Here is a 25,583-nt window from a genome sequence, read left to right on the forward strand (position 1 = left end):
TCAACCACGGAAGGGACGGACCACCCCCGCCGCGCCGCCACCGCGACGCTCCGGCTCGGCGACCGCGGTCAGGCGGCGGCCGCGGATCCCGATCGCCGTCGCGGCGCCGATCTCGGCGGCGCTGGTGAACGCGTCACCCGCGGGCACCAGCGTGTGGCCGTACGCCGTCAGCGCGTCGCCGTACCGCTGCAGGAACGCCGGCTCGGCCGTCACGTTGGCGGTGTTGCGCTGCGCGGCCCGGGGCGCGGCGATGGCCTGCGGGAGGCTCATGCCGAGGTCGAGCCGGTTGATGAGCATCTGCAGCACCGTCGTGATGATCGTCGAACCGCCGGGCGAGCCGAGCGCGAGGACCGGCTTGCCCCGCTTGGTCACGATCGTCGGCGACATCGAGGAGCGGGGGCGCTTGCCGGGCTGGATCCGGTTCGGGTCGTCGGCGTCGTACACCGTGGAGAAGTCGGTCAGCTCGTTGTTGAGCAGGAACCCACGTCCGGGTACGACGATGCCCGAACCGCCGGTCTGCTCGATCGTGAGCGTGTACTCGACCACGTTGCCCCAGCGGTCGACGACGGTGAGGTTGGTCGTCGAGACGTTCTCGGTGTCCTCGGCGGCCGCAGCCCGCGCGGGAGCGGCGCCGCACTTCCCGTCGTACGACCTCACGTTCCCGGCCGCGGTCGGCTTGGCCATCGCCCGGGCCGGGTCGATCAGGCAGGCCCGCTCGCGGGCGAAGCGCTGGCTCAGCAGGTGCTTCAGCGGGACCCGGGTGAAGCGCGGGTCGCCGACGTACTCCGCCCGGTCGGCGAACGCGAGCGCGCTGGCCTCCAGGTAGTGGTGCAGCGCGGCCGTCCGGTCGAGCCGGCGCAGGTTCGTGCCCTCGAGGATGTTGAGCGCCTCACCGACGGTGGACCCGCCGCTCGACGACGGCGGCATGCCGTGCACCCGGTAGCCGCGGTAGGCGACCTGGGTGGCGCGCCCGTCGACGGTCCGGTAGCGCTTCAGGTCGCGGGTGGTCAGGTGGCCGCGCGGGACCGGGAGCGTGGTGCTCCGGGTCTTGGGGGGCTTGCGCACCGCGCGGACGATCTGCCGGGCCAGCCGCCCCTCGTAGAAGGCGTCGGTGCCACGGCGGGCGATCAGGTCGTAGGTCCGGGCCAGGTCGCGGTTGCGGAACGTCGAGCCGACGCGCGGCGCGTCCCCGCCCCGGAGGAAGAGCCGTTTGGTGGACCGGAACGCCTCGAAGCGCTCCTGGTTGTCGAGCGTCTGCTGCCGGAACGTCCGGTCGACGCGGAAGCCCTCGCGGGCGATCCGGGTGGCCGGCGCGAGGGCCTCGGCGAGCGACCAGGAGCCCCAGCGGTCGAGCGCGCGCTGCCAGGTGGCGGGCGTGCCCGGCGTACCGACGGAGACGCCGCTGGTCACCAGCTCGGGAGTGAACGGGTAGGGCTCCCCCGTCTTCGGGTCGATGAACGCGTTGCGCGGCATGGTCCGCGGGGCGGTCTCGCGCCCGTCGATGGTGCGGACCCGGCCGGTCTTGGCGTCGTACACGACGAAGTAGCCGCCGCCTCCGATGCCGGCGCTGTACGGCTCGGTGACCCCCAGCGCCGCGGCGGTGGCGACGGCGGCATCCACGGCGTTGCCACCGCGCCGCAGGACCCGCAGGCCGACCCGGGTGGCGTACGGGTCGACCGAGGAGACGGCGCCGCCCGTGCCGCGGGCGGTCGGTTTCTTCGGCGGCGCGGCTCCGGCCGATTCCGCGCTGCCCACGGCCAGGGTGGCCGCCGGCAGGGCGAGGGCGAGCAGGACGGCGGGGATGCGCCGGTGGTTCATGGGAATACCTCCCGAGCGGAGTTGACCCCCGGGCGGTACCCGATCAGCGCGCCCCTACGACCTCGTAGCGCGCGCAGAGGAAGGCGCCGTTGACGCCGTGCTCGACCAGCCTCAGGTCGAACGGCTGCGTGAACAGCGGCCGACCGGCGCCGAGGGTGACCGGCGCGATCGAGAGCACGAGCTCGTCGAGCAGACCGGCGGCCGCGAACTGCGCCGCGAGGTCGCCTCCGCCGACGACCCAGAGATCCTTCCCGCCGGCCGCCTCGGCCATCTGCGCGTGCACCTCGCGTACGTCGCCCCGCGCGAACCGGACGTCGGCGCCCTCGATGCCGGGCAGGTCCGCGTGGGTCAGCACCCAGGCGGGCATGTCGTAGTACCAGGACTCGCCCTCGCGCTCGATGTGGTCACGCACCCACTCGTAGGTGGTGCGGCCCATCACGATCGCGCCGACGTCCTTGATGAAGTCGTCGTAGCTCATCGGCCCGCCCTCGTCCTGGGGCTGGGTGAGCAGCCAGTCGAGGCCGTCCTTCTCGTCGGCGATGAAGCCGTCGATGGTCGTGGCGGTGTAGAAGGTGGTCTTCACGGTCGTCCTCCGGTGCGTCGTCGTAGCCAGGTGATGGGGTCGCCCTCCGGCCAGGCCGCACCCGCGCCGAGCAGGTGCCGCGCCAGTAGCCGCCGGTGGGCGGAGTAGGTCAGGACGTGCGCGAGCACGCTGCCGAGGACGAAGCTCTCCGGCGGCTCGCAGAGCGCGTCGACGAGCCGGTCGTCCCAGGCGCCGCGGCGGTCCACGTCGCGGACCATCGCGAGCCAGCGGGGAGCCACGGCGTCGTGCCGCTCCAGCAGGACCGGTACGTCGTCGTCTCCCGCCGGCGGGACGTCGCGCCCCTCGATCGAGGCGAGCCAGATCTCCTTGGTCGCGACCAGGTGACCGAGCAGCTGGGCCAGCGACTCCTCCGGCCCGTCGAAGGCGAGCGCGGCATGGCCGGGGAGGCGGACGTCGCGGTAGGCGGACTCGTCCACCCCCTTCGCGAGCTCCAGCAGCTCGCGGGTGTCGTCGAGGTCGTGCTCGACGAGCAGGGCGGTGACCTCGCCGGCGGCGGGGCGGGCGTTGCCCGGCGCGCCCTCGATCCACAGGGACATGGGCGGGTGGAAGTGGATCCCGTTCGGGGCGGGCAGCCAGTGCGGTCCCGCCTCGCGCGGGACGGACCCCGGCGGCTCGCCGTACGCCCGCTGGAAGGCGCGGCTGAACCCCTCGACGCTCTCGTAGCCGGCCGCGAACGCCGCGTCGGTCACCGAGCTGCCGCGGCGCAGCTGCCAGGCGGCCCGCTCCAGCATCACCCGCCGGCGCATCGCGACGGGCGGCTCGCCGGCGCCCCGGCTCAGCTGGCGGCTGAAGTGGAACGGCGACGCGTACGCACCGCCCGCCATCTCGTCCAGCGTGCGGTGCTCCTCGTCGAGCACGGCCTCCAGCAGCTCGCGCAGCCGGTCCCGCCCGGCGCTCGTCTCGCTCATGGATCCAGTCTCGCCCGGGACCGCCGTACGGCGCCCGACCGATCTTGCTGTCGATGATTCCGGTGCCCGAGCCGGGTCGGTCCGGTCATGAGCAGAGTCATCGGGGACATCACGATCTCGCTGGACGGCTTCGTCGACGGGACCGGCGACGGCGTGGAGGCGCTGCACGCCTGGGCGCTGGCCAGCGACGACCCGGTCGACGCGGCCGAGCTCGCCACGGTCGCCACGGCCGGGGCCGTGGTGATGGGCCGCGGCACCTTCGACGTCGTCGACGGACCGCACGGCTGGCAGGACGGGCTCGGGTACGGCGCCCGCGAGGACGCCCGGCCGCCCTTCTTCGTGGTCACCCGCGAGGCGCCCGCCTCGGTGCGGCTGGCGGCGACCCACGACGTCAGCTTCGTGACCGGTGGCCCGGCTGCCGCCGTGGCCGCTGCCCGGAGGGCCGCGGACGGCGCGGACGTGTACGTGATGGGCGGCGGCGCCACCGTGGGGTCGTTCCTGGCCGCGAGGCTGCTCGACGTGCTGCAGCTGCACGTGGCTCCCCAGGTGCTCGGCAGCGGCACACGGCTCTTCACCGGCTCCGCACACCGGCTCGTGCAGCGCGACGTGCGGGTCTCCCGCGCGGCCGCCCACCTGACCTACGAGGTGCTCACCCCAGCGCCTTGACCAGGCTGATGCCCAACCCGTCGACGCTGCGCGCCCGGGCGGAGAGGACCACGACGGCGTCACCGGTCTCGGGCAGCACCGCCGCGAAGCTGCGGTACCCGCCGGTGCCCCCGTTGTGCCACAGCACGTCGCGCGGGAAGCGGAACCGCGCCGGCCCCTGCCCGCCGGCGATCCGCAGCCACGCGAGGCAGACCTCCATGAACGCGTTCGCCCGGTGCCGGGGTACGGCGGTCTCCGCCGCCGACTCCGCGAGCGGGCCGGGCGCGTCCGGTCCCCACAACGCGAGCAGGGCCAGGAGGTCGGCGGCCGTCGAGACCAGCCCACCGGCACCGGCGAGCGACGCCAGGTCCCAACGCCCGGCCGGGCGGCCCCACCGGCTGCTCCCCACGACGAGCCGATCCTCGCTCGGCGTCGCGAGCCCGGTGTCGGCCAGCCCCAGCGGCCCGGTCACGCGGTCGGCGACCAGGGCGCCGTACGACGTCCCGGCGGTGCGGGCCAGCGCGTAGCCGAGCAGCCCGGCGCCGTAGTTGGAGTACGCGAACCGCTCCCCCGGCGCGCGCTTCGGGCGGGTCTCACGGATCGCCCGCAGCATCCGCTCGTCGTCGAGCCGGGCGTACGGATCGGCACGGTCTCGGGTCATCGCCGGCACCAGCAGACCCGCGGGCAGCCGCGGCAGACCGGAGTGGTGGGTGGCCAGGTCGACGAGGGTGATCGGCCGGCCCACGACCGGCGGGGCGGCGGGGAGATGCGCGGCCACCGGGTCGTCGTACCGGACCTCGCCGGTGCGGACCAGGTCGGCCAGCAGCAGCGAGGTCACCACCTTGGTGACGGACCCGATCTCGAAGACCGACGAGTCCCCGTCGGGCAGCTCCCCCTGGCTCCACAGCCGGGTCGCGCCGCCGCTGCGCACGCCCACGACGGTGGGCCGGCCACGCAGGTGGGTCGTGCTCAGGATCTTCTCGATCGCCTCCATCGCCCCAGCCTGCCTGCTTCCGCCGCCCGGGCCATCGGACCGTGGTCGACTCCGGCCCCGACGAAAGTCTCAGCCCGAAGTCTCAGAGCGCGGCGACCGCAGCGAGCGCCTGCTCGACCCGGTCCGGGTCGTCGAAGCCGACCCAGACGATGCGCGGGTCCTTGCGGAACCACGAGTCCTGGCGGCGCGCGAAGCGGCGGGTCGCGGCCGCGGTGCGCTCCCGCGCCTCGGCCTCGCTCAGCTCGCCACGCAGCAGCGCGACCACCTCGCGGTAGCCGATCGCCCGCGACGCGGTCCGCCCCTCGGCGAGGCCCTCCGCGAGCAGCCGCTCGACCTCCGCGACGAGGCCGTCGGCGAACATCGCGTCGACCCGCTGCTCGATCCGCGCGTCGAGGGTCGGCCGGTCGATGTCGACGCCGATCTGGACGGTGCGCGGGTCGTCGTACTCCAGGCGGGGCAGGGACGCCGAGAACGGCCGTCCGGTCAGCTCCACGACCTCGAGCGCCCGCACGATCCGCCGGCCGTTCTCGACCAGGATCCGCTCGGCCGCCTCCGGGTCGGCCTCGCGCAACCGCGCGTGCAGGGCGACCGGGCCGACCTCCGCCAGCTCCGCCTCCAGCCGCGCCCGCACCGCCTCGTCGGTGCCGGGAAACTCGAAGCGGTCCAGGATCGCCCGCGTGTAGAGGGCGGAGCCGCCCACCAGCACCGGTGTCGTCCCCCGCCCGCGCAGCTCCGCGACGGTCGCCCGCGCCCACTCCTGGAACTCGGCGACCGTCGCCGGGTCACGGACCGACAAGCGGTCCAGCAGGTGGTGCGGGATGCCGCGGCGCTCGGCCGGCGGGAGCTTCGCCGTACCGATGTCCATGCCGCGGTAGAGCTGCATCGCGTCGGTGTTCACGACCTCTCCGCCGAGCCGCTGCGCGAGGTCCAGGGACAGCGCGGTCTTGCCCGACGCGGTCGCCCCGACCACCGCCACGACGGGCGTCGGAGGGGCACTGGGCATGTGGCTAGTGTGGCAAGACGGGTACGGAACCGGCACACCGACCAGGAGGAACGATGAGCTTCTTCGACAAGGCCAAGGACAGGCTGAGCGACGCCGTGGACCAGCACGGCGAGAAGATCGCGCAGGGCATCGACAAGGCCGCCGCCGTCGCCGACCAGAAGACCGGCGGGAAGCACGCCGACAAGATCCGCGACGGGGCCGCGAAGGCGAAGGACGCCCTCGACAAGCTCGACAAGAAGGACGACGGCGACCTCGGCGGCCCGGGGGCGGGCCGATGAACCAGAAGCAGCACGACAACCTCGACGCCCCGACCCCGCCGGGCGGTCCGCAGCGCACCGACGCGCCCGACGGCCGCGAGACACCCGGCACGCCCGCGCCCGACCCGGGTCCGCCCACGCCGACCTCCGGCTCGGACCTGCCGGCCCCCGAGGGCGACCGCCCGGAGCAGGACGCCGAGGAGCGCGACCTGCAGGAGGAGAACGCCGAGACCTCCCTGGACCAGCCCTCCCAGTGACCGGACCTGTGAACGAACCCGTGACGAAGGAGCACCGATGAGCGACCAGCCGATCGAGGCCGAGGCCGAGGAGATCGAGCCCGACGACCGTCCCGATCCCGAGGAGCACCACGTCGACGACGAGACCGTCTCGGACACCACGGGGACGGCGTACTCCCCCACCGGCGAAGCCGACGCGACCCCGCAGGACGAGCTGCCCGAGGACGTCGAGGAGTGACACACGGCCGCTTCGTCGTCGTCCCCGCCGCCTACGTCTTCCTGCTCCGCGACGGCGTCGCCGGACCGGAGGTGCTGCTCCAGCTGCGCCGGGGCACCGGCTACATGGACGAGCACTGGGCCGCGGCCGCCGCGGGCCACGTCGAGCAGGGTGAGACGGCGTACGACGCCGCCCACCGCGAGGCGCTCGAGGAGCTCGACGTGCAGGACCTCGACCTGCACTTCGTGACCGCCATGCAGCGCACCCGTGGGGGCGAGCCGATCGACGAGCGCATCGACTTCTTCTTCACCGCGCGCAGCTGGTCAGGCGAGCCCCGGATCGTCGAGCCGCTGAAGTGCGCCGACCTGCGCTGGTGCCCGCTCGACGCCCTGCCGGAGCCCGTCGTACCCCACGAGCTCAGCGTGTTGACGGCGATCCGGTCGGGTACCGCTTCGGCGTACTCGACCTTCGGATTCTGACCTTCGATCCCCGAGGAGGACCTGTGTCCGACCAGACCGCCGACCCCACCGACCTGGGGCCGATGCCCGAGCCCGAGATCGAGCCCGGCGAGCCGAACCCGGGCGGCGTGGACGCCGTCCCCGAGACCGACGAGGCGATCCCCGCCGACCTCCCCACCTCCGAGAACCCCGCCCTCGACTCCCAGGCTGCCCCGGACGAGATCCAGGAGGGCGAGGACACCTCCACCGAGGCCACCCGCGAGAGCCCCGAGGAGGCCGGCGACCAGGACTCAGGCAGCAGCGAGCAGGGCAAGGCCGAGTGAGTTCGTAGCCGGACGGGTGGAAGTCGCTCCCGCCGCGCTCCGTCAGGCGGGGCGACACGTGGGGCAGGCGACTTCCACCCGTCCGGCTACGGCAGCCCGCAGGACGGCCTCGACGTCCGGGGCGTGGAACATGACGTCCTCCCAGCTGAAGCGGAGCACGAGCCAACCCGCGATCGTGAAGGCGTTGTAACGGCGCGCGTCCCGCGTCAGCGCGCTCCGCCCTCCGTGCCACTCGAAAGAGTCGGCCTCCAGGATCACCTTCAGGCGTTCGTCCACGAGATCGGGGCGCCCCAGGAAGTGGGGTCGCGGATGCTGACCTGCGGCGTGACGTGCAGGCCATCCACCCGCAGCGCGATCCCGCGCAGCACCGACTCGAACGGGTTCGCCGCGCGCGCGTCGGCCGCCCGAGCCACGGCCCGGATGCGAGGCGCGCCCGGCCCCCGGGCGTCACGCGCGATCGCGAGCAGCCGCGCGCGGGAGAATCCGTCGCGCAACGCAGAGTCGGCGACGGCGAGCGCGCCGTCGAAGCCCTCCGATCGCAGGCAGTCCAGCAGTGTCCGGTCCCTGCTCGTGGCGATCCCGTCGACGTCGTCGGCTCCCAGGTCCGCGTAGTGGACCGCCACGTCGGACGGAGCAGACCGCATCCGGCGGTTCGGCGGCACGGTCACGTGCGGACGCTCGGGCGGTATCTGGACCGCCCACCCCCAGTACTGCGCGGCGCTCAGTCGCGACACCACCCCGGTCAGCCGGTGAGCCGCCGACACGGCGTCGTCCACGGCCGGGAGGGCGTAGCGGCCGCGGGCGAGCCGCAGCACCGACCCGGAGGCGACGGCCTCGTCGACCTCGCTGCGCGAGGTGGCGGCCACGAGCGCACGACGGGTGGCGACCCCGCCCATCTCGACGAGCACCTCGACCACGGACACCGGTCGAGCATCGGCAGAACCGGTCGCTCGCGCGACCGGTCCTCCACAGGCGTCAGCGGCAGGCGGGGGCGTCCGGGAGGGGGGCGGGGACGCCGACGGTGGGCATACCGAGGCCGACTCCGGCGGCGACGGGGGCGGCCGTACGGCGCTCCCACGCGTCGCCCGAGCGGGTACGCCGGACCGCGAGCACCGGGCCGTCGGCGACCAGGTGGTGCGGGGCGGCGTACGTGACCTCGACGGTGACCATGTCGCCCGGTCGGACGCCGTCGGCGCCGGTCGGGTTGAAGTGCACCAGTCGGTTGTCGGGCGCGCGGCCGGAGAGCCGCAGCGTCTCGGCGTCCTTGCGGCCCTCGCCCTCGGCGACCATCAGCTCCAGGGTGCGACCGACGAGCCGCTTGTTCTCGTCCCAGGCGATCTCGTTGACGAGGTCGACCAGGCGGCCGTAGCGGTCCTTGACGACGTCGGCCGGCACCTGGTCCTCCAGCGTGGCGGCCGGGGTGCCGGGGCGCTTGGAGTACTGGAACGTGAAGGCGCTGGAGAAGCGCGACTCGCGCACGACGCGGAGCGTCTCGAGGAAGTCCTCCTCGGTCTCGCCCGGGAAGCCGACGATGATGTCGGTGGTGATCGCGGCGTCGGGCATCGCGGCGCGGACCCGCTCGATGATGCCGAGGTACTTCGAGGACCGGTAGGAGCGGCGCATCGCCTTCAGCAGCCGGTCGGAGCCGGACTGCAGCGGCATGTGCAGGCTCGGCATCACGTTGGGCGTCTCGGCCATCGCCTCGATGACGTCGTCGGTGAACTCGGCCGGGTGCGGCGAGGTGAAGCGCACCCGCTCCAGGCCCTCGATCTCCCCGCAGGCGCGCAGCAGCTTCGAGAAGGCCTGCCGGTCGCCGAACTCCACGCCGTACGCGTTGACGTTCTGGCCCAGCAGCGTCACCTCGGTGACGCCCTCGGCGACCAGGGCCCGCACCTCGGCGAGGACGTCGCCGGGCCGGCGGTCCTTCTCCTTGCCGCGCAGCGACGGCACGATGCAGAACGTGCAGGTGTTGTTGCACCCCACGGAGATCGAGACCCAGGCGGCGTACGCCGACTCGCGCTTCGTCGGCAGGGTCGACGGGAAGACGTCGAGGGACTCGAGGATCTCGACCTGCGCCTCCTCCTGGACGCGCGCCCGCTCCAGCAGGACCGGCAGGGAGCCGATGTTGTGGGTGCCGAACACGACGTCGACCCACGGCGCACGGGTCGTGATCGTGTCGCGGTCCTTCTGGGCCAGGCAGCCGCCGACCGCGATCTGCATCCCGGGGTGCGCGGCCTTGATCGGCGCGAGGTGGCCGAGGTTGCCGTACAGCTTGTTGTCGGCGTTCTCGCGCACCGCGCAGGTGTTGAACACGACGACGTCGGCCTGCTCGCCCGTGGGCGCGGCGGCGTACCCCGCGTCCTCCAGCAGGCCGGTGAGCCGCTCGGAGTCGTGGACGTTCATCTGGCACCCGTAGGTGCGGACCTCATACGTGCGAGCCATGACCGCAAAAGGGTACGGCGCCCCCGACCGCTCGACCCAACCGCGAGGGCCGCGGCGTCAACGCACGTAGACCGAGCCGTCGAGGTCGAGCAGGCCGGCCGCCTCCAGCGCGGTGCTGGTCTCGCTGTTCTCGTCGGAGTCGGCGTGGGTCTCGACGTCGACCGCGACGACCTCGGCCAGGGCGATCATGTGCGTCTGCGGGGTCCGGATGCCGCTGCCGGAGCGGTCGGTGGCGACACCGTCCTCCAGGAAGACGAAGCCGTCGCGGATCCCCAGGATCCGGGCGTGCGGATGAACCTCGCGGGTGCCGTCGGTGCGGCGTACGGAGAGGGTGCTGAAGGCGGGGGTGTCGTCGGGCACGCACCCATCCTCCCCCAGCGCCTCCGTCCAGGGTCACGACTCGGTCTCGGTTCGCCCCACCCCAGGAGGGGGATGGTTCGGAAGGACTACTTGTGGATAGTGTCCCCGGGCATGACGGCACCGGACGCAGCGCCCGCCACCGCCGGCCGGGGCGAGCCCCTGGTCGTGCTCGACCACGTCGACAAGTGGTTCGGCCCGCTCCACGTCCTCCAAGACATCAATCTCACGGTCAAGCGCGGCGAGGTCGTCGTGGTCATCGGCCCGTCCGGCTCCGGCAAGTCGACGCTCTGCCGGGCGATCAACCGGCTCGAGGTCATCCAGCAGGGCTCGATCACCCTGGACGGCGAGCCGCTCCCCGCCGAGGGCAAGGCGCTCGCCAACCTGCGGGCCGAGGTCGGGATGGTCTTCCAGAGCTTCAACCTCTTCGCGCACAAGACGATCCTCGAGAACGTCACGCTCGGCCCGATCAAGGTGCGCGGGGTCAAGAAGGAGGCCGCCGAGACCCGGGCGCGCGAGCTGCTCGAGCGGGTCGGCGTCGGCCACCAGGCGGAGAAGTACCCCGCCCAGCTCTCGGGCGGTCAGCAGCAGCGGGTCGCCATCGCCCGAGCCCTGGCGATGGAGCCCAAGGTGATGCTCTTCGACGAGCCGACCTCGGCCCTCGACCCCGAGATGATCTCGGAGGTCCTCGAGGTCATGGTCGATCTCGCCGAGCGCGGGATGACCATGGTCGTCGTCACCCACGAGATGGGCTTCGCACGCACGGCCGCCGACCGGGTCATCTTCATGGCCGACGGCGCGATCGTCGAGGAGAACACCCCCGACGAGTTCTTCACCAACCCCCGCAGCGATCGGGCCAAGGACTTCCTCGGCAAGATCCTCAAGCACTGAAGGAGACAGCAATGCGCTCTATCAGGATCACGGCGGCCGCAGCGGCGGTCGTCCTCCTCGCCGGGGGCCTCGCGGCCTGCGGCGACGCCGGCAACGACGACTCCGGCGGCCGCGAGGTCGAGGCCGAGGAGAACGCCGCCGAGCAGTTCGACGAGGGCACCCGGATGCGGGAGCTCGCCGACTCCGGCACGATCAAGGTGGGCGTGAAGTTCGACCAGCCCGGCCTGGGCTTCAAGGGCGCGAACGACGACCTGCCGAGCGGCTTCGACGTCGAGATCGCCAAGCTCCTGGTCGCCGACCTCGGCATCGACCCCAACCAGTCCGACATCTACGTCGAGACCATCTCCGACAACCGCGAGCCGTTCCTGGAGAACGACCGGGTCGACCTGGTGCTGGCGACGTACTCCATCACCGACGAGCGCCGCCAGCTCGTGGGCCAGGCGGGGCCGTACATGATCACCGGCCAGCAGGTCCTGGTGCCGACCGACAGCGACGTCGAGTCCATCGAGGACCTGAAGGGCGAGGAGGTCTGCTCGGCCGAGGGCTCGACCTCGCTGGAGAACGTCAACGCCGCGGGCGCGGTCGGCGTCCCGGCCGACACCTACAGCGTGTGCGCCGAGCAGGTCGTCGACGGCTCCGTCCCGGCGATGTCCACCGACGGCTCGATCCTGCTCGGCCTCGCCGCCCAGTACGAGGGCGAGCTGAAGGTCGTCGGTGACGAGTTCTCCGAGGAGCGCATCGGCGTGGGCTACTCGAAGGACCACCCCGAGATGTGCCAGTGGATCAACGACGTGCTGACCGAGTCCTTCGAGGACGGCTCGTGGGCCGAGGCCTTCGAGCTCACCCTCGGCCCCTCGGGCGCCGAGACCCCGGAGCCGCCGGTCCTCGACGAGTGCGCCGCCTGACCTGACCTCGCTCCGGGGGTGACCCCGTTCGTCGGGGGCACCCCCGGAAGGAGGACCGCATGGACGTCATCCGCGAGAACTACCAGTTCATCGCGATGGGCTTCGCCCACACGATCCTGCTGTTCGTGTTCGCCGGCATCGGCTCGCTGCTGCTCGGCACCCTGCTGGCGGCCCTGCGGGTCGGGCCGGTCGCGGTGATGCGGAGCGTGGCGGGGCTGTACGTCACCCTCGTGCGCAACACCCCGCTGCTGCTGATCCTGCTGTTCTTCAGCATCGCCGGGCCGAAGATCGGCATCCGGTTCACCTGGGTCGACATCGTGATCCACACCGGGTGGGGCGACATCCGGATGACCAACGCCTTCGCCGGCGCGGTCGTGGGCCTGACGCTCTACACGGCCGCGTTCGTGTGCGAGGCGCTGCGCTCCGGCGTCAACGCCGTACCGCTCGGGCAGGCGGAGGCGGCGCGGGCGGTCGGGCTGCCGTTCGGCGGCGTCATGCGGCACGTCGTGCTGCCCCAGGCCTTCCGGGCGGCGCTGCCGCCCCTGGCCAGCGTGCAGATCGCCCTGATCAAGAACACCACCGTCGCCGGGACCGTCCTGGTCGTCGAGGCGTTCTACCGGATGCGGCTGCTGCTCAACGACTACCCGGGCGACCGGTGGTGGATCTTCGCCACCTTCGCCGCGGTCTTCGTCGTCCTGGTCGAGATCTACTCGCTCGTGGCCCATCGCCTCGAGCGCCGATGGAGGGTGGCCTGATGTCCGGCAGCGTGCTGTTCGACGCCCCCGGGCCGCGCACGATCGCGCGGCACCGGATCTACACCGTGGTCACCGTGCTGGTCATCGTCGCCGCGGTCGCCTTCATGGTCTACAAGCTGTACGCCGACGGTCAGCTGGAGGCCGACAAGTGGGAGGTCTTCACGACCCCCGGCTACCTCGAGACGATCCTCGTCGACGGCCTGCTCAACACGCTGAAGATGGCCGTCGGCGCGATCATCGGGGCGCTGGTCCTGGGCGTGGTGCTCGGGATCGGCAAGCTCTCCGAGCACCGCGTCGTCCGGGTGCCCTGCTGGGCGATCGTGGAGTTCTTCCGCGCCCTGCCGGTGCTGATGCTAATGATCATCTTCTTCTCCGCCTACGGCATCACCCGGGGTGATAGCGGGGCTTTCTGGTGCGTGGTGTGGGCACTCAGCCTCTACAACGGCGCCGTGCTGGCCGAGGTGTTCCGCGCCGGGGTGCTCGCGGTCCCGAAGGGGCAGGCGGAGGCGGCGTACGCCCTCGGCATGCGCAAGACCCAGGTGATGCGGACGATCCTGCTGCCGCAGGCGGTCAAGATCATGATCCCGGCGATCATCAGCCAGTGCGTGGTGGCGCTGAAGGACACCAGCCTCGGCTACGCGATCACCGCCCCCGGCCTGACCGCGATCGGCAAGCCCATCTACCTGGAGTTCCAGAACCACGTGCCGGTCATCTTCGTGATCGGCGCGATGTACGTCGTCATCAACCTGTGCCTGACCGGAGCCGCGACGTGGGCGCAGCGCAAGTTCGTCGGCGAGAAGAAGCCGCTCGAGGTGGCGATGGTCGGGGAGACCGACACCCGCACCCCCTAGGCGACGACCCGGACCGTCCCGGCCACCGGGGCTGCGGTCGCCGTTTGCTGACACGTGTCAACTTCGGTTGCTAGCGTCCCGGCGCGTGAGCGAAGACACCGCGGGACCGGCGTACCCCGAGCTCGGCTGCTACGGCCTCGCGGGCCACACCGCCTCGCCCGCCGACCTGCTGGAGGAGGTCAGGCTCGCCGAGGAGCTCGGGCTGGGCGCGGTCTTCCTGTCCGAGCGCTTCAACGTCAAGGACGCCGGCGTCCTCGCCGGTGCCGCGGTGGCGTCGTCGAGCCGGATCGGGATCGGCACGGCCGCGACCAACCACAACACCCGGCACCCGCTGGTCACCGCCACGATGGCCGCCACGCTGCACCGGATGAGCGGCGGCCGGTACGCCTTCGGCCTGGGTCGCGGCTTCGACCTGCTCTTCGACGTGATGGGACTCCCCCGCGTCACCGGCGCCCAGCTGGCCGACGCGGTGGGGATCTACCGGCGCCTGTGGCACGGCGAGGCGTTCGGGCACTCCGGCCCGGCCGGCGAGTACCCCTACCTCTCCCAGGACCCGTCGTTCGACGAGGACATCCCCGTCCTGATGATGGCCATCGGCCCGAAGAGCCTCGAGCTGGCCGGCCGGGTGGCCGACGGCGTCGTGCTGCACACCTTCCTCTCCGACGAGACCCTGGCCCGCTCGGTGGCGACGATCCGTCGCGCCGCCGAGGAGGCCGGGCGCGACCCGGCCTCGGTGCGGGTCTGGTCGGTGCTGGCCACGGTCGAGGACTCGATCGACGAGGAGCTGCGGCTGCGCAAGCTGGTGGGCCGGCTCGCGACGTACCTCCAGGGGTACGGCGAGGTCCTCGTGCGCGCCAACGGGTGGGACCTCGCGGCCTTGGAGCGCTTCCGCGCCGACCCACTGCTGCAGGGCTACCCCGGCGCGCTCGACGCGGTCGGCACCACGGCGGAGCTGAGCTACCTGCGCGACGAGGTGCTGCCCGCCGAGTGGCTCGCCGCCTCCGCCACCGGCACCCCGGAGCAGTGCGCCCGGCGCGCCCTCGACCAGCTGGCCGCCGGCGCCGACAGCGTCATCCTGCACGGCGCCACCCCCACCGAGCTCGCCCCCGTGCTGGCGGCGTACGGCGGGCTCCGGCCGGATCTCCCGGCGCTGCCGGCCAACCCGGGGTGGCGGCGATGAGCAGCCCGGCGCTCGTGGAGGAGCTGACCCCGGCGTGGCTGAGCGAGGTGCTCGGTGGCCGGGTGGACGCCGTCCGGGCCGAGCCGGTCGGCACCGGCCAGATCGGCACCTGCCACCGCCTCCACCTCGACGGGGAGGGCGTGCCCGGGACCGTGCTGGCCAAGCTCCCGGCCGTCGACCCGGCCGCCCGCGAGCTGCTCGCCGGGGTCTACCGCACCGAGGCGATCTTCTACGCCGAGGTGGCGCCGACCGTCGCGATCCGGGTCCCGGCGTGCCACCACGCGACGATGCCGACGGACTCCGGCGACTTCGTGCTGCTCCTGGAGGACCTCGCTCCCGCGGTGCAGGGCGACCAGCTCGTCGGCTGCACCGCGGACCAGGCCCGCGACGCGGCGGTCAACCTGGCCGGACTGCACGGCCCACGCTGGTGCGACCCGTCCCTGCTCGACCTCGACGGCGTGACCCTGACCGACGCCGAGGGCGCGCGGGTGCTGGGCGAGCTCTACGGCCCGGCGACCGACATCTTCCTCGACGGCCTGGGCGGGCTCCTGGCCGCCGAGGACCACGACACACTGCGCGCGTGCGTCGCCGTGACCGAGGGCTGGGCGCTGGCCCGGAGCGAGCGGTTCGGGCTGGTGCACGGCGACTACCGGCTCGACAACCTGCTCTTCCCACCCGGCGGCGGACCGGGCTCGGTCGCCGTCGACTGGCAGACCCTGTCGCTGGGACTGCCGGCCCGCGACCTCGCCTACCTGCTCGGCACCGGACTCCCGGTCGCGGACCGGCGCGCCCACGAGCGGGACCTGGTGGCGGCGTACCACTCAGCGCTGGCGGGGCACGGCGTCGCGGCGTACTCCGCCGAGCAGGCGTGGGACGACTACCGCTTCGCGATGCTCCAGGGACCGCTGGTCTCGGTGTTCGGTTGCGCCTACGGAACCCGGACCGATCGCGGGGACCGGATGTTCGCCGCGATGGTCACCCGATCGTGCGCCGCGATCCGCGATCTGGGCTCGCTGGAGATGGCCACCGGCTGACCTGACCTGGTGCTAGCCTGACGCTCGCCGGTCGTGGACGGCCCCTCGGGTGGAGCTCCCCCCGCTTCCCTCGGGGGGTCGCCCAGGACCGGCTGCTTCGTCACGGGACCCAGGCCACCACGAAGACCCGGCGGAACGGCAGCACGACGCCCCAGGGCCGCTCCGGGTACGCCGCCGCGAGCCGCCGCCGGAACTCCGCCTCGAAGCCGGGCCGCAGGTCGTCGGGCAGCGCCTGCAGGGTCGGGCGCGCGCCGGTCGCGGAGACCCAGGTGAAGACCGGGTCGGGGCCGCTCAGCCGGTGCAGGTACGTCGTCTCCCACGCGTCGACCTCGCAGCCGAGGCCGGCCAGCACCTCCAGATAGACGGCCGGGTCGTGGCTGGCCGGCACCGTGACGTCGCGGAGGTGCTCGGCGTACGGCGCCTCGTGCGCGAGCTCGGTGCGCAGCGTGTGGCTCGGCTCGCCGAAGTTGCCGGGGACCTGCACCGCGAGCCAGCCGCCGGGGCGCACCTCGCCGACGAGGCGGGTCAGCACCTCCAGGTGGTCGGGGAGCCACTGCAGGGTCGCGTTCGAGACCAGGACGTCGACGCCGCCCGGCTCGGCGCGCCAGTCCCGCAGGTCGCCGACGGCGAAGTCGATGCCCGGCACGTCGCGGCGGGCGGCGGCGATCATCTCCGCGCTGGCGTCGACCCCGCTCACGGTCGCACCCGGCCAGCGCTGGGCGAGCAGGGCCGTGAGGTTGCCCGGCCCGCAGCCGAGGTCGACCACCCGGGCGGGGTCGGGCACGGGCACGCGGGCCAGCAGCTCGAGGAAGGGGCGACCGCGCTCGTCGGCGTAGGCGAGGTAGCGCTCGGGGTCCCAGCGGTGGGTCATGACGTCCTCCGAGTCTCTTGATATCAAGATAGTTCAGCGTGCGCCCGAACTCTCTCGATGTCAAGAATCTCGACCAGGCGCTAGAGTGACGCCATGCAGGACCCCGAGCGGGACGAGGTCGACGAGCTGGTCGAGGCGTGGGCGCGCGAGCGCGCCGACCTCGACCTGGCGCCCGTCGCCGTCTTCAGCCGGATCTCCCGGCTCGCCCGCCACCTCGACCTGGCCCGCCGCGCGGCGTTCACCGCGCACGGCATCGAGTCGTGGGAGTTCGACGTGCTCGCCGCGCTGCGCCGTGCGGGCGCGCCGTACGAGCTCTCGCCGGGACGGCTGCTGCGCGAGACGCTGGTGACCAGCGGGACCATGACCAACCGGGTCGACCGGCTCGCCGCCCGTGGGCTCGTCGAGCGCTCCCCCGACCCCGACGACCGCCGCGGGGTCATCGTCCGGCTCACGGCCGAGGGCAAGACCGCCGTCGACGGTGCCTTCGAGGCGCTCCTCGGCGCGGAGCGCACCTTCCTCGCCGGACTCTCGGCGCCCGAGCGCGAGCAGCTCGGCGGGCTGCTGCGGACGCTGCTCATCCCCTTCGACGGATCCTGAGCGCTATCCCCTATCCGGGCTATTGCGCCGGGAGTCGCGCCGGGAGAAGCATGGCGAGGTCTCGATGTCCGGGGTCGATGCGCGGCCCCGCGTCCTCATGGGGAGACCGACGACGCGCCCGCGGCGCGATGTCCCTCCGAGCCTGCACCACGCCGGACGGGTCGCCACCGAACTACCGCACCGAAGCCCCCGGAGACACCCCCCATGTCCACCACCGAAAGCGCACCTCCCGCCACGACCGACCATCTCGACGGCCGACCGACCGAGGAGCTGGTCAACCAGGCCGCGTCCTCGCGCGGCTTCGGCACCCCGCACCGGCCGGCCCGCGGCCACGGCTACGAGCAGCGCGGGCTGGCCTACCTGCCGGTCTCCCAGCTCTTCGAGGGCAGGTTCGGCCGGATGTTCCGGCTGCCGCCGTACGTGCCCGACGCCACGCGGATCAAGGCGGTCGCCGACCTGATGATCGAGGGCGACGCCGACGCCGGCTCCGCCTCGGACAACCCGGACATCCCTGCCGGCTACACCTACCTCGGCCAGTTCATCGACCACGACCTGACCTTCGACCCGGTCTCCAGCCTGACCCGGCAGAACGACCCCGACGCGCTCACGAACTTCCGCTCGCCGCGCTTCGACCTCGACTGCGTGTACGGCCGCGGCCCGAACGACGACCCCTTCCTCTACGACAAGCGCGTCGGCCGGGAGGACATGCTGCTGGTCGGCGAGCACGACAACGAGGAGGACCTGCCGCGCAACGGCCAGGACACCGCCCTGATCGGCGACCCGCGCAACGACGAGAACACCTTCGTCAGCCAGCTGCAGCTCACGATGCTGAAGTTCCACAACCGTGTCGTCGAGCTCGTGCGGGCCGACCCGACGATGCGCACCGGCAGCGAGAGCACCTTCGAGACGGCCCAGCGGATCGTGCGCTGGCACTACCAGTGGGTGGTCGTCCACGACTTCCTGCGCCGCACCGTGGGCCAGACGATGCTCGACTCGGTCCTCGACGAGACCGGACCGCGCCCCGTGGTCACGCTGGAGCACTACGCCCCGCGCTCGGCAGCGCCGTACATGCCGGTGGAGTTCTCCGTGGCGGCGTACCGCTTCGGGCACTCGCAGATCCGGGGCGGCTACGCGCTCAACACGCTGGTCCGCAACCCGCTCTTCACCCCGGACCCGGTCTCGCAGAACCCGCTCGGCCACTTCGGCGGGTTCCGGATCCTGCCGCCGGCCTGGACGATCGAGTGGAAGCGCTTCTTCGAGGTCGACGGGGCCGGCGACGGCGCGCTCCAGCACACCCGGCTGATCGACACCAAGCTCGCCCGTCCGCTCGCCGCGATGCCGCCCGAGATCGGCGGCGACCGTCCCTCCCTGGTCGATCGCAACCTGACCCGCGGCGCCCGGCTCGCGCTGCCGTCCGGACAGGACGTGGCGGCAGCCATGGGCGAGACCCCGCTGAGCGACACCGAGCTCAAGCTGCCCGGCGGTGGACCCGCGCCGCTCTGGTACTACGTCCTGCGCGAGGCGCGGGTGAAGGCGGCCGGCCGGCACCTCGGCCCGGTCGGCGGGCGCATCGTCGCGGAGGTCTTCCTCGGGCTGCTCTCGCGCGACCCCTCGTCGTACCTCCGCAAGGCGCCGACCTGGCGGCCCTTCCTGCCGGCCAAGGTCGCGGGGACGTTCACCATGCCCGACCTGATCACCCTCTCGGGGCACGGACTGGAGGTCACCTCGGGCGTCTGACGCACGGTCCCGGTCGCGCCATGACCCCCGGGGGCATGGCGCGATCAGGCGCGGGTACCGTGACAGCCCAGTCACCCCCTCCAGGAGCAGACGATGCGCGATCTCGGCGGCTACCCGCTCTACGTCGCCTTCGTCGACCTCCTGAGCCGCGAGGCGAGCACCGACCCGCGCTGGGCCGAGCGGATGCAGGACGGCGTGTGGCGCCTGGGCGTCCACGGCCCGACTCCCGACTGGTCCTGATCCTCAGGAGGACGCCCCCTCCGCCGATGGTCGGGGCATGGCTCCCTCGCTCCTGCCACCGGCCGCGGCCGTGCACTCCGCGGACGACCAGGCGCCGGCGTACCGACGCGGCGCCTGGGACGCCTGGCTGCACGGCCGGGTGGGAGCGGTGCACGCCGGCGAGGGCCTGCGTCTGCTGGTGCCGATGGCCCAGCCCACGCCGGCCGCCGTCGACCTGGCGCTGCGGCTGTACGCCGTGGGCTCGGTCGAGCTCCTCGACTGAGCCGCTCCCCTACTCGACGAGCTCGGCCGCCTCGAGCCACTCGAGCTCGAGCTCGTCCTTCTCGGCGGACAGCGCGTCCAGCTCCCGGCTGAGGTCGGCGAGCCGCTCGTAGTCCTGCGCGTGCTCGAGCACCTGCTCGTTCAGGCTCGCCTGCAGCTCCGCGATCCGGGCCAGCCGCTTGTCGATGCGGGCCAGCGTCTTGCGCGCCGCCCGCTCCTCCGCGCTGCCGGCCCGGGCCTTGGCCTGGTCCGGGACCTGGTCGGGGGCCTGGGCCGGGACCTGGGCTGCGGGCTGTCCGACGGCCGCAATTGCGGCCGTAGGACGGGCTGTGGCGCCGGGAACCTGTCCTTCGGCCGCAATTGCGGCCGTACGGCGCTCGAGGTACTCGTCCACCCCGCGGGGCAGCATCGAGATCTGGCCGTCGCCGAGCAGTGCCCAGGTCGAGTCGGTGACCCGCTCGAGGAAGTAGCGGTCGTGCGAAACCACGACCAGGGTGCCGGGCCAGCCGTCGAGGAAGTCCTCCAGGACGGTGAGGGTCTCGATGTCGAGGTCGTTGGTGGGCTCGTCGAGGAGCAGCACGTTCGGCTCGTCCAGGAGGAGCAGGAGCAGCTGGAAGCGGCGCCGTTCGCCACCGGAAAGGTCGCCGATCCGAGCGGTCAGCCGGTCGCCGGTGAAGCCGAAGCGCTCCAGCATCGACGTCGCGGTGATCTCGCCGTCGGCGACCTTGGTGACCCGTCGTACCGACTCGACGGTGGGCAGCACGCGCGCCTCCGGGTCGAGGTCGTCGAGCTGCTGGGTGAGCGCGCGGAGCGCGACGGTGCGTCCGGTGCGGACCCGGCCGGCCGCGGGCGCGATGGTGCCGGAGAGCAGGCCGAGCACCGAGGACTTGCCGGCTCCGTTGACGCCGACGATGCCGACCCGGTCGCCCGGGCCGAGCCGCCAGGTCGCATGACGCAGCAGCACCCGGTCGCCGCGGACGAGGTCGACGTCCTCCACGTCCAGGACGTCCTTGCCGAGGCGCTGGGTGGCGAAGCGCTGCAGCTCCAGCCGGTCGCGCGGCGGCGGGACGTCCTCGATCAGCGCGTTGGCGGCGTCGATGCGGAACTTGGGCTTCGAGGTCCGCGCGGGGGCGCCGCGGCGCAGCCAGGCGAGCTCCTTGCGGACCAGGTTCTGGCGGCGTACCTCCGAGGCGGCGGCCTGGCGCTGCCGCTCCGCCTTGGCCAGCACGAAGGCGGCGTACCCGCCCTCGTAGACGTCGACCGCGCCGTCGTGGACCTCCCAGGTCCACTGGCACACCGCGTCGAGGAACCAGCGGTCGTGGGTCACCACGACCAGGGCCGAGGACCGGCCGGCGATGTGCTGGGCCAGCCAGGCGACGGCCTCCACGTCGAGGTGGTTGGTCGGCTCGTCGAGCACCAGCAGGTCGTGGTCCCCGAGCAGCAGGGCCGCCAGCGAGCAGCGCCGCCGCTCCCCGCCGGAGAGACCGAGCACGGACCGGTCGAGCGAGATGCCGGCGAGCAGCACCTCGACGACCTCACGGGTGCGCGCGTCGGCCGCCCACTCGTGGTCGGCCCGCCCGCCCAGCACCGCCTCGCGGACGGTGTGGGTGTCGACGAGCTCGTCGCCCTGGTGCAGGTAGCCGATGATCAGCCCGCGGCTGCGCGACACCCGGCCGGAGTCGGCCTCCTCGAGGCCGGTCATCACCTCCAGCAGGGTCGTCTTGCCGTCGCCGTTGCGTCCGACGATGCCGATCCGCTCGCCCGCCGCGATGCCGAGCGAGACGTCGCTCAGCAGCGGCCGGACGCCGTACGACTTGGACACGCGCTCGAGGTTCAGGAGATTAGCCATAGGTCACCAGGTGGGCTCCCGCGACGGCGCCGTTGGCGACCAGTACGACGGGATGCGATTCGTCGTCGGACAGGGCGCCGGCCACCGCGCGGGCGGCCTCGGCCGACTCGCACAGGAAGACGCAGGTCGGGCCGGAGCCGGAGATCAGGCCCCGGAGCGCGCCCTCGGCCTCGCCCCGGTCGAGCAGGTCGCCGAGCTCGGGGCGCAGGTCGATCGCGGGCGCCTGCAGGTCGTTGTGCAGGGCGGCGGCGAGCGCGTGCGGGTCGCCGGCCGCGAGCGCGGCGACGAGGTCGTCGGCCGGCGGCGGATCGCACGGCGCGTCGGGGTGCAGCTCGTCGAAGTGCCGGTAGACGGCCGGGGTGGACAGCCCGTCCCGGGACGGTACGGCGACCCACCACCAGGTGCCGGTGTCGGTCAGCGCCTCGACCAGCTCGCCGCGGCCGGTGCCGAGGGCCGAGCCGCCGACCAGCGCGAACGGGACGTCGCTGCCGAGGTCGGCCGCGATCCGCAGCAGGTCCTCGTCGGAGGTGTCGACCCCCCACAGCCGGTCCAGCGCGACCAGCGCGGCGGCGGCGTCGGCGGAGCCCCCCGCCATCCCGCCCGCGACCGGGATCGACTTCGCGACGTGCACCGAGCCCGTCGGCTCGATGCCGTGGTGGCGCGCCAGCAGCCGTGCCGCGCGGGTGACGATGTTGTCCTCGACGGTGGGCAGCGCGATGCCGCCCATCCAGTCCGGCACCTCGACCTCGACCGACCAGGTCTCGGCCTCGCGGACGGTGAGATCGTCGTGCAGGCCGACGGCCTGGTAGACGGTCAGCAACGGGTGGTACCCGTCCTCGCGCGGGGCGCCGACGCCGAGGTGGAGGTTGATCTTCGCGGGCGCCCGGACGGTGCGCTCGCTCACCCCGCGGTCCTTCCCTGCAGCCCCTCGGCGATGCGGGCGAAGTCCTCGACGCGCAGCGCCTCGCCCCGGGTCAGCGGGTCGACGTCCGCGGCGGTCAGGGCCGCGTCGACGACCTCGCTCGGCGCCAGGGCGCGCAGCACCCCGCGCAGCGCCTTGCGCCGGTGGGCGAACGCGGCGTCGACGACCGCGAACACCTCCTCCCGGGTGGCGGTCGTCTCCGGGGGCTCGCGCCGGGTCCAGGCGACCAGGCCGGAGTCGACGTTCGGCGCGGGCCAGAAGACGTTGCGGCCGATCGCGCCGGCGCGCCGTACGTCGGCGTACCAGGCGGCCTTGACCGACGGGACGCCGTACACCTTGGAGCCGGGGGCGGCGGCGAGCCGGTCGGCGACCTCCGCCTGCACCATCACCAGGCCCCGCTCCAGCGACGGCAGCAGCGCGAGCAGGTGCAGCAGGACGGGGACCGACACGTTGTACGGGAGGTTGGCCACCAGGGCCGTCGGCGCCGGCCCCGGGACCTCGCTCACCCGCATCGCGTCGGCGAGCACCACCTCGAAGCGGTCGGCCTGGTCGGGGGCGAACTCGGCGATGGTGGCCGGCAGGCGCGCCGCGAGCACGTCGTCGATCTCGAGCGCGACCACCCGGTGGGCGACCTCCAGCAGCGCCAGCGTCAGCGAGCCCAGGCCGGGGCCGACCTCGACGACGACGTCCTCGGGGCCGATGCCCGACTCGCGCACGATGCGGCGGACGGTGTTGGCGTCGATGACGAAGTTCTGGCCGCGCTGCTTGGTGGGGCGCAGGTCGAGCTCGGCGGCGAGCGAACGCACCTCCGCCGGCCCCAGCAGACGGGGACCGGCGGAGGTGGACATGCGGTGAAGGCTAGTCGGCAGGGTGTCTCCCCTAGCGCGGCAGGCCGAGCTTGGAGGCGCAGCCCGGCCACGGGCCGTAGCCGCCGGAGGCGTCGCGGAGCTTGGTCGCGACGGCGATCTGGGTCTCGCGGCTGGCATTGCTGGGCAGGCCGGTGCCGCCGTACGACTGCCAGGTGCCGAGGTTGAACTGCAGGCCGCCGTAGTAGCCGTTGCCGGTGTTGATCGCCCAGTTGCCGCCGGACTCGCACTGGGCGAGCCGGTCCCAGACGGTGTTGCCGCCGGAGAAGTCGGGCGCGGCCGGCTCGGGCTTCTCCTTGGTGCCGACCTCGACGACCTTGTCGACGGGCTTGCGGAGCACCCGCTGGCGGACCACGGAGCGCTCGGTGAGCTCGCCGTTGCGGAAGACCAGCCGGTAGACGACGTCGCGAGCACCGGCGCGGCCCTCGCGGACCACCGTCTCCTCGCCCTCGAACGCCTCGTCGTCGTCACGCTTGACGGTGTCGTAGGACAGGGACTCGCCGGCGACCTTGCGGTTCGCCACCCGGATGTCGGTGAAGACCACCCGGTCGCCGTCCTCGAGCGGACGGTCGACGGCGGGCTTCACGCGGTCGTGCTCCTCGACCTCGACGCCGAGCTGCTGGAGCGCCTCGCCGACGGTCAGCGCCAGGACGGTGCGCTCGCGGACCTTGCGGTCGGCGATCTTGACCTGGACGGTCTTGGGGGTGACCACGTCGACCGCGAGGCCCTCGCGGCCGATGGTGGCGCTCCGGCTGCTGGACAGGCGGGCGCCGCCGTACGACTGGCCGAGCTCGCCGAAGGCGTCGGAGACCTCGGTGGAGGTGACCCAGTGGGTCTGCTCCTCGCCGTCGACGTTCAGCGTCAGCGGCCGGCCGTACTTGACGTTGATGCGGCTGCCGTCGGCGACCGACTCGTCGAGGTCGGGGGCGACCAGGTCGTGCTCGCCGACCTCGATGCCCTCCGACTCCAGCACGTCCCCGACGGTGTCGGCCATGGCGCTGACCTCGCGGTCCTGGCCGTCGACCGAGACCGTGACCGTGGTGCTGAGCGCGCGGTAGCCGAGCGCGCTGCCGGCGACGGCGAGGACCACGACGGACGACAGGGCCACCAGGGCGATCCTGCTGCGGGTGAGTCGCGTGAGCGCGTCACGCACGCGGTTCGTGCTGGGGCTGCTGGGTGTGGAAGCCACACTTCTCCAATGTCGTGCGTCCCGGTCCTCGGGGGCCGGCGCTCCGCGCACACGGCCTCACCCTGAGGGTGAGGATGGCTCGCGGGAGGGGTGCTGCTCGGGCCGTCGTGGCCCCGTCGCGCCGACCGGATCAGTCCCGATCCCGGCCTTCTGTCCGTCCAGAAGAACAAAGGCGGCCACCGGAAATCAAACCCTCGGACCACCCTGTGGGCACCGACACGTAGTCACACCGGTGTCACCACGGCCCGCCGAAGGCCCGTTCCGTGGTGCTGTCGAGGGCCGCGCAGAGGGTCTCCAGGTCGTCGCCGCGGACCTCCGCCATCGCCCGCACGGTGAGCGGGACGAGGTACGACGCGTTGGTTCGGCCGCGGTGCGGCGTGGGCGTGAGGTACGGCGCGTCGGTCTCCACCAGGACCCGGTCGAGGGGCGTGATCGCCAGCGCGTCGCGCAGCGGCTGGGCGTTCTTGAACGTGACGGTGCCCGCGAAGCTGAGGTGGGCGCCCCGGTCGAGGCACGCCCGCGCGAACTCCGCGTCCCCGGAGAAGCAGTGCATCACCCAGCGCTCGGGCGCCCCCTCCTCGTCGAGGACCTGGAGCACCTCGGCGTGCGAGTCGCGGTCGTGGATGACCAGGGTCTTGTCGAGCCGCTTGGCGAGGTCGATGTGGCGCCGGAACGACTCCACCTGCACCGCTCGGCCCTCCTCGCCGGTGCGGAAGTGGTCGAGCCCGGTCTCCCCCACCGCGCGCACCTTGTCGTGCGCGCCGGCGAGCGCCTCGATCTCGGCCATCGCCTCGTCGAGGCCGACCCCCTGCTCGACCAGCCGGGGAGCCTCGTTCGGGTGCAGCGCGACCCCGGCCACCAGCGCGCCGTACGACGCCGCGGCCTGGACCGCCCAGCGCGCCCCCGGCAGGTCGCAGCCGATCTGCACGATCCGGGCCACCCCCACCGACGCCGCGAGCGCGATCGCCTCGTCGACGGCCAGTGGCCCGTCGTCGCCGTGCCGGGCGATGTCGAGGTGGCAGTGGTTGTCCACCACCGGCAGCGGCAGCGGCTCGGGGACGGGCGGGCGCTCGGTGGTCACCGGGTGATCCTGCCAGGGGTGGTCACCGGGGCTGCAGGTTCATCACGGTATGCAGACGAGTTGTCACCTCCCATGGCGTACCCGCCGTGGGA

At 73.1% G+C, this 25,583-nt stretch carries 31 protein-coding genes; 16 read left to right on the forward strand and 15 right to left on the reverse strand.

Annotated elements, in window-relative coordinates:
- From ggt to VMF51_RS04320, 3 genes are read right to left on the reverse strand one after another with little or no spacing between them, the layout of a single operon-like run.
- On the reverse strand, positions 1–1,818 hold the full coding sequence (ggt, locus tag VMF51_RS04310; RefSeq protein WP_325473169.1) for a gamma-glutamyltransferase: 1,818 nt from the start codon (positions 1,816–1,818) through the stop codon (positions 1–3).
- Between the two features lie 43 nt (positions 1,819–1,861).
- Complete coding sequence (locus VMF51_RS04315) at positions 1,862–2,401, reverse strand: dihydrofolate reductase family protein (protein WP_325473170.1); 540 nt, start codon at positions 2,399–2,401, stop codon at positions 1,862–1,864.
- On the reverse strand, positions 2,398–3,330 hold the full coding sequence (locus VMF51_RS04320; protein ID WP_325473171.1) for a helix-turn-helix domain-containing protein: 933 nt from the start codon (positions 3,328–3,330) through the stop codon (positions 2,398–2,400). The genes VMF51_RS04315 and VMF51_RS04320 overlap by 4 nt, the downstream gene beginning before the upstream one ends.
- Positions 3,331–3,417: 87 nt before the next feature.
- Between VMF51_RS04320 and VMF51_RS04325 the strand changes: the two genes are divergently transcribed.
- Positions 3,418–3,996, forward strand: coding sequence for a dihydrofolate reductase family protein (locus VMF51_RS04325; protein WP_325473172.1), 579 nt, complete (start codon positions 3,418–3,420; stop codon positions 3,994–3,996).
- Here VMF51_RS04325 and VMF51_RS04330 read toward each other — a convergent pair.
- Both VMF51_RS04330 and miaA read right to left on the reverse strand, forming a co-directional pair.
- The gene (locus VMF51_RS04330; RefSeq protein ID WP_325473173.1) at positions 3,980–4,969 is read right to left on the reverse strand and encodes a serine hydrolase domain-containing protein; all 990 of its coding nucleotides are present in this window, start codon (positions 4,967–4,969) and stop codon (positions 3,980–3,982) included. The genes VMF51_RS04325 and VMF51_RS04330 overlap by 17 nt on opposite strands.
- 82 nt (positions 4,970–5,051) lie before the next feature.
- Entirely contained in the window at positions 5,052–5,972 is a 921-nt protein-coding gene (gene miaA, locus VMF51_RS04335) for a tRNA (adenosine(37)-N6)-dimethylallyltransferase MiaA (protein ID WP_325473174.1), read from the reverse strand.
- 53 nt (positions 5,973–6,025) lie between these two features.
- On the opposite strand from miaA, the gene VMF51_RS04340 reads away from it, so the two are divergent.
- The 5 genes from VMF51_RS04340 to VMF51_RS04360 are packed head-to-tail and all read left to right on the forward strand — an operon-like array spanning position 6,026 to position 7,463.
- On the forward strand, positions 6,026–6,250 hold the full coding sequence (locus tag VMF51_RS04340; RefSeq protein WP_325473175.1) for an antitoxin: 225 nt from the start codon (positions 6,026–6,028) through the stop codon (positions 6,248–6,250).
- Positions 6,247–6,486: a hypothetical protein gene (locus VMF51_RS04345; RefSeq protein WP_325473176.1), complete on the forward strand. Its 240-nt coding sequence runs from the start codon at positions 6,247–6,249 to the stop codon at positions 6,484–6,486. The genes VMF51_RS04340 and VMF51_RS04345 overlap by 4 nt, the downstream gene beginning before the upstream one ends.
- A 37-nt stretch (positions 6,487–6,523) precedes the next feature.
- Positions 6,524–6,703 carry a hypothetical protein gene (locus tag VMF51_RS04350; RefSeq protein WP_325473177.1) on the forward strand — a complete coding sequence of 60 codons (180 nt, stop codon included), beginning with the start codon at positions 6,524–6,526 and terminating at the stop codon, positions 6,701–6,703.
- Positions 6,700–7,161, forward strand: a complete 462-nt coding sequence (locus VMF51_RS04355) for an NUDIX hydrolase (RefSeq protein ID WP_325473178.1) — start codon at positions 6,700–6,702, stop codon at positions 7,159–7,161. Before VMF51_RS04350 ends, VMF51_RS04355 begins: the two co-directional genes overlap by 4 nt.
- 23 nt (positions 7,162–7,184) lie before the next feature.
- Entirely contained in the window at positions 7,185–7,463 is a 279-nt protein-coding gene (locus VMF51_RS04360; protein WP_325473179.1) for a hypothetical protein, read from the forward strand.
- Between the two features lie 42 nt (positions 7,464–7,505).
- Here the strand turns inward: VMF51_RS04360 and VMF51_RS25860 are convergent, their stop codons facing one another.
- Genes VMF51_RS25860 through VMF51_RS04375 form a run of 4 tightly spaced genes read right to left on the reverse strand, consistent with a single transcriptional unit; the run spans position 7,506 to position 10,265 of the window.
- Positions 7,506–7,739, reverse strand: a complete 234-nt coding sequence (locus tag VMF51_RS25860; protein WP_414689440.1) for a DUF559 domain-containing protein — start codon at positions 7,737–7,739, stop codon at positions 7,506–7,508.
- Entirely contained in the window at positions 7,724–8,386 is a 663-nt protein-coding gene (locus VMF51_RS04365; RefSeq protein ID WP_325473180.1) for a hypothetical protein, read from the reverse strand. Before VMF51_RS04365 ends, VMF51_RS25860 begins: the two co-directional genes overlap by 16 nt.
- Positions 8,387–8,438: 52 nt before the next feature.
- Complete coding sequence (gene miaB, locus VMF51_RS04370; RefSeq protein ID WP_325473181.1) at positions 8,439–9,905, reverse strand: tRNA (N6-isopentenyl adenosine(37)-C2)-methylthiotransferase MiaB; 1,467 nt, start codon at positions 9,903–9,905, stop codon at positions 8,439–8,441.
- A 57-nt stretch (positions 9,906–9,962) separates the two neighbouring features.
- Positions 9,963–10,265, reverse strand: a complete 303-nt coding sequence (locus VMF51_RS04375; RefSeq protein ID WP_325473182.1) for a hypothetical protein — start codon at positions 10,263–10,265, stop codon at positions 9,963–9,965.
- A gap of 111 nt (positions 10,266–10,376) precedes the next feature.
- Here VMF51_RS04375 and VMF51_RS04380 point away from each other — a divergent pair, with 111 nt between their 5' ends.
- The 6 genes from VMF51_RS04380 to VMF51_RS04405 all read left to right on the forward strand — a co-directional run bounded on the left by VMF51_RS04380 (position 10,377) and on the right by VMF51_RS04405 (position 15,878).
- Positions 10,377–11,153 (forward strand): amino acid ABC transporter ATP-binding protein, encoded by a 777-nt coding sequence (locus tag VMF51_RS04380; protein WP_414689441.1) that lies wholly within the window; start codon positions 10,377–10,379, stop codon positions 11,151–11,153.
- Positions 11,154–11,164: 11 nt separating this feature from the next.
- On the forward strand, positions 11,165–12,058 hold the full coding sequence (locus tag VMF51_RS04385; protein WP_325473183.1) for a glutamate ABC transporter substrate-binding protein: 894 nt from the start codon (positions 11,165–11,167) through the stop codon (positions 12,056–12,058).
- A gap of 59 nt (positions 12,059–12,117) precedes the next feature.
- Entirely contained in the window at positions 12,118–12,813 is a 696-nt protein-coding gene (locus VMF51_RS04390; protein ID WP_325473184.1) for an ABC transporter permease subunit, read from the forward strand.
- On the forward strand, positions 12,813–13,664 hold the full coding sequence (locus tag VMF51_RS04395) for an amino acid ABC transporter permease (RefSeq protein ID WP_325473185.1): 852 nt from the start codon (positions 12,813–12,815) through the stop codon (positions 13,662–13,664). The genes VMF51_RS04390 and VMF51_RS04395 overlap by 1 nt, the downstream gene beginning before the upstream one ends.
- An 85-nt stretch (positions 13,665–13,749) precedes the next feature.
- The gene (locus VMF51_RS04400; RefSeq protein WP_325473186.1) at positions 13,750–14,844 is read left to right on the forward strand and encodes a TIGR03857 family LLM class F420-dependent oxidoreductase; all 1,095 of its coding nucleotides are present in this window, start codon (positions 13,750–13,752) and stop codon (positions 14,842–14,844) included.
- Positions 14,841–15,878, forward strand: coding sequence for a phosphotransferase family protein (locus tag VMF51_RS04405; protein WP_325473187.1), 1,038 nt, complete (start codon positions 14,841–14,843; stop codon positions 15,876–15,878). The genes VMF51_RS04400 and VMF51_RS04405 overlap by 4 nt, the downstream gene beginning before the upstream one ends.
- Positions 15,879–15,978: 100 nt before the next feature.
- Here VMF51_RS04405 and VMF51_RS04410 read toward each other — a convergent pair whose 3' ends face one another.
- Positions 15,979–16,749: a methyltransferase domain-containing protein gene (locus VMF51_RS04410; protein ID WP_325473188.1), complete on the reverse strand. Its 771-nt coding sequence runs from the start codon at positions 16,747–16,749 to the stop codon at positions 15,979–15,981.
- Positions 16,750–16,842: 93 nt separating this feature from the next.
- On the opposite strand from VMF51_RS04410, the gene VMF51_RS04415 reads away from it, so the two are divergent.
- From VMF51_RS04415 to VMF51_RS04430, 4 genes are all read left to right on the forward strand, one after another.
- Complete coding sequence (locus VMF51_RS04415) at positions 16,843–17,346, forward strand: MarR family transcriptional regulator (RefSeq protein WP_325473189.1); 504 nt, start codon at positions 16,843–16,845, stop codon at positions 17,344–17,346.
- 204 nt (positions 17,347–17,550) lie between these two features.
- Complete coding sequence (locus tag VMF51_RS04420) at positions 17,551–19,083, forward strand: heme peroxidase family protein (RefSeq protein ID WP_325473190.1); 1,533 nt, start codon at positions 17,551–17,553, stop codon at positions 19,081–19,083.
- A 93-nt stretch (positions 19,084–19,176) separates the two neighbouring features.
- Entirely contained in the window at positions 19,177–19,323 is a 147-nt protein-coding gene (locus VMF51_RS04425) for a hypothetical protein (protein ID WP_325473191.1), read from the forward strand.
- Between the two features lie 37 nt (positions 19,324–19,360).
- Positions 19,361–19,585 carry a hypothetical protein gene (locus VMF51_RS04430; RefSeq protein WP_325473192.1) on the forward strand — a complete coding sequence of 75 codons (225 nt, stop codon included), beginning with the start codon at positions 19,361–19,363 and terminating at the stop codon, positions 19,583–19,585.
- 9 nt (positions 19,586–19,594) lie between these two features.
- Here the strand turns inward: VMF51_RS04430 and VMF51_RS04435 are convergent, their stop codons facing one another.
- The 5 genes from VMF51_RS04435 to VMF51_RS04455 all read right to left on the reverse strand — a co-directional run bounded on the left by VMF51_RS04435 (position 19,595) and on the right by VMF51_RS04455 (position 25,491).
- Entirely contained in the window at positions 19,595–21,433 is a 1,839-nt protein-coding gene (locus tag VMF51_RS04435) for an ABC-F family ATP-binding cassette domain-containing protein (RefSeq protein WP_325473193.1), read from the reverse strand.
- Positions 21,426–22,337 (reverse strand): 4-(cytidine 5'-diphospho)-2-C-methyl-D-erythritol kinase, encoded by a 912-nt coding sequence (locus VMF51_RS04440; protein WP_325473194.1) that lies wholly within the window; start codon positions 22,335–22,337, stop codon positions 21,426–21,428. The genes VMF51_RS04435 and VMF51_RS04440 overlap by 8 nt, the downstream gene beginning before the upstream one ends.
- Positions 22,334–23,203 (reverse strand): 16S rRNA (adenine(1518)-N(6)/adenine(1519)-N(6))-dimethyltransferase RsmA, encoded by an 870-nt coding sequence (gene rsmA / locus VMF51_RS04445; RefSeq protein WP_325473195.1) that lies wholly within the window; start codon positions 23,201–23,203, stop codon positions 22,334–22,336. The genes VMF51_RS04440 and rsmA overlap by 4 nt, the downstream gene beginning before the upstream one ends.
- Positions 23,204–23,234: 31 nt before the next feature.
- Entirely contained in the window at positions 23,235–24,374 is a 1,140-nt protein-coding gene (locus VMF51_RS04450) for a ubiquitin-like domain-containing protein (RefSeq protein WP_325473196.1), read from the reverse strand.
- A gap of 271 nt (positions 24,375–24,645) precedes the next feature.
- On the reverse strand, positions 24,646–25,491 hold the full coding sequence (locus tag VMF51_RS04455; protein WP_325473197.1) for a TatD family hydrolase: 846 nt from the start codon (positions 25,489–25,491) through the stop codon (positions 24,646–24,648).
- Between the last annotated feature and the right edge of the window lie 92 nt (positions 25,492–25,583).

It is taken from the genome of Nocardioides sp., from assembly GCF_035503875.1.
Classification (GTDB): Bacteria; Actinomycetota; Actinomycetes; order Propionibacteriales; family Nocardioidaceae; genus Nocardioides.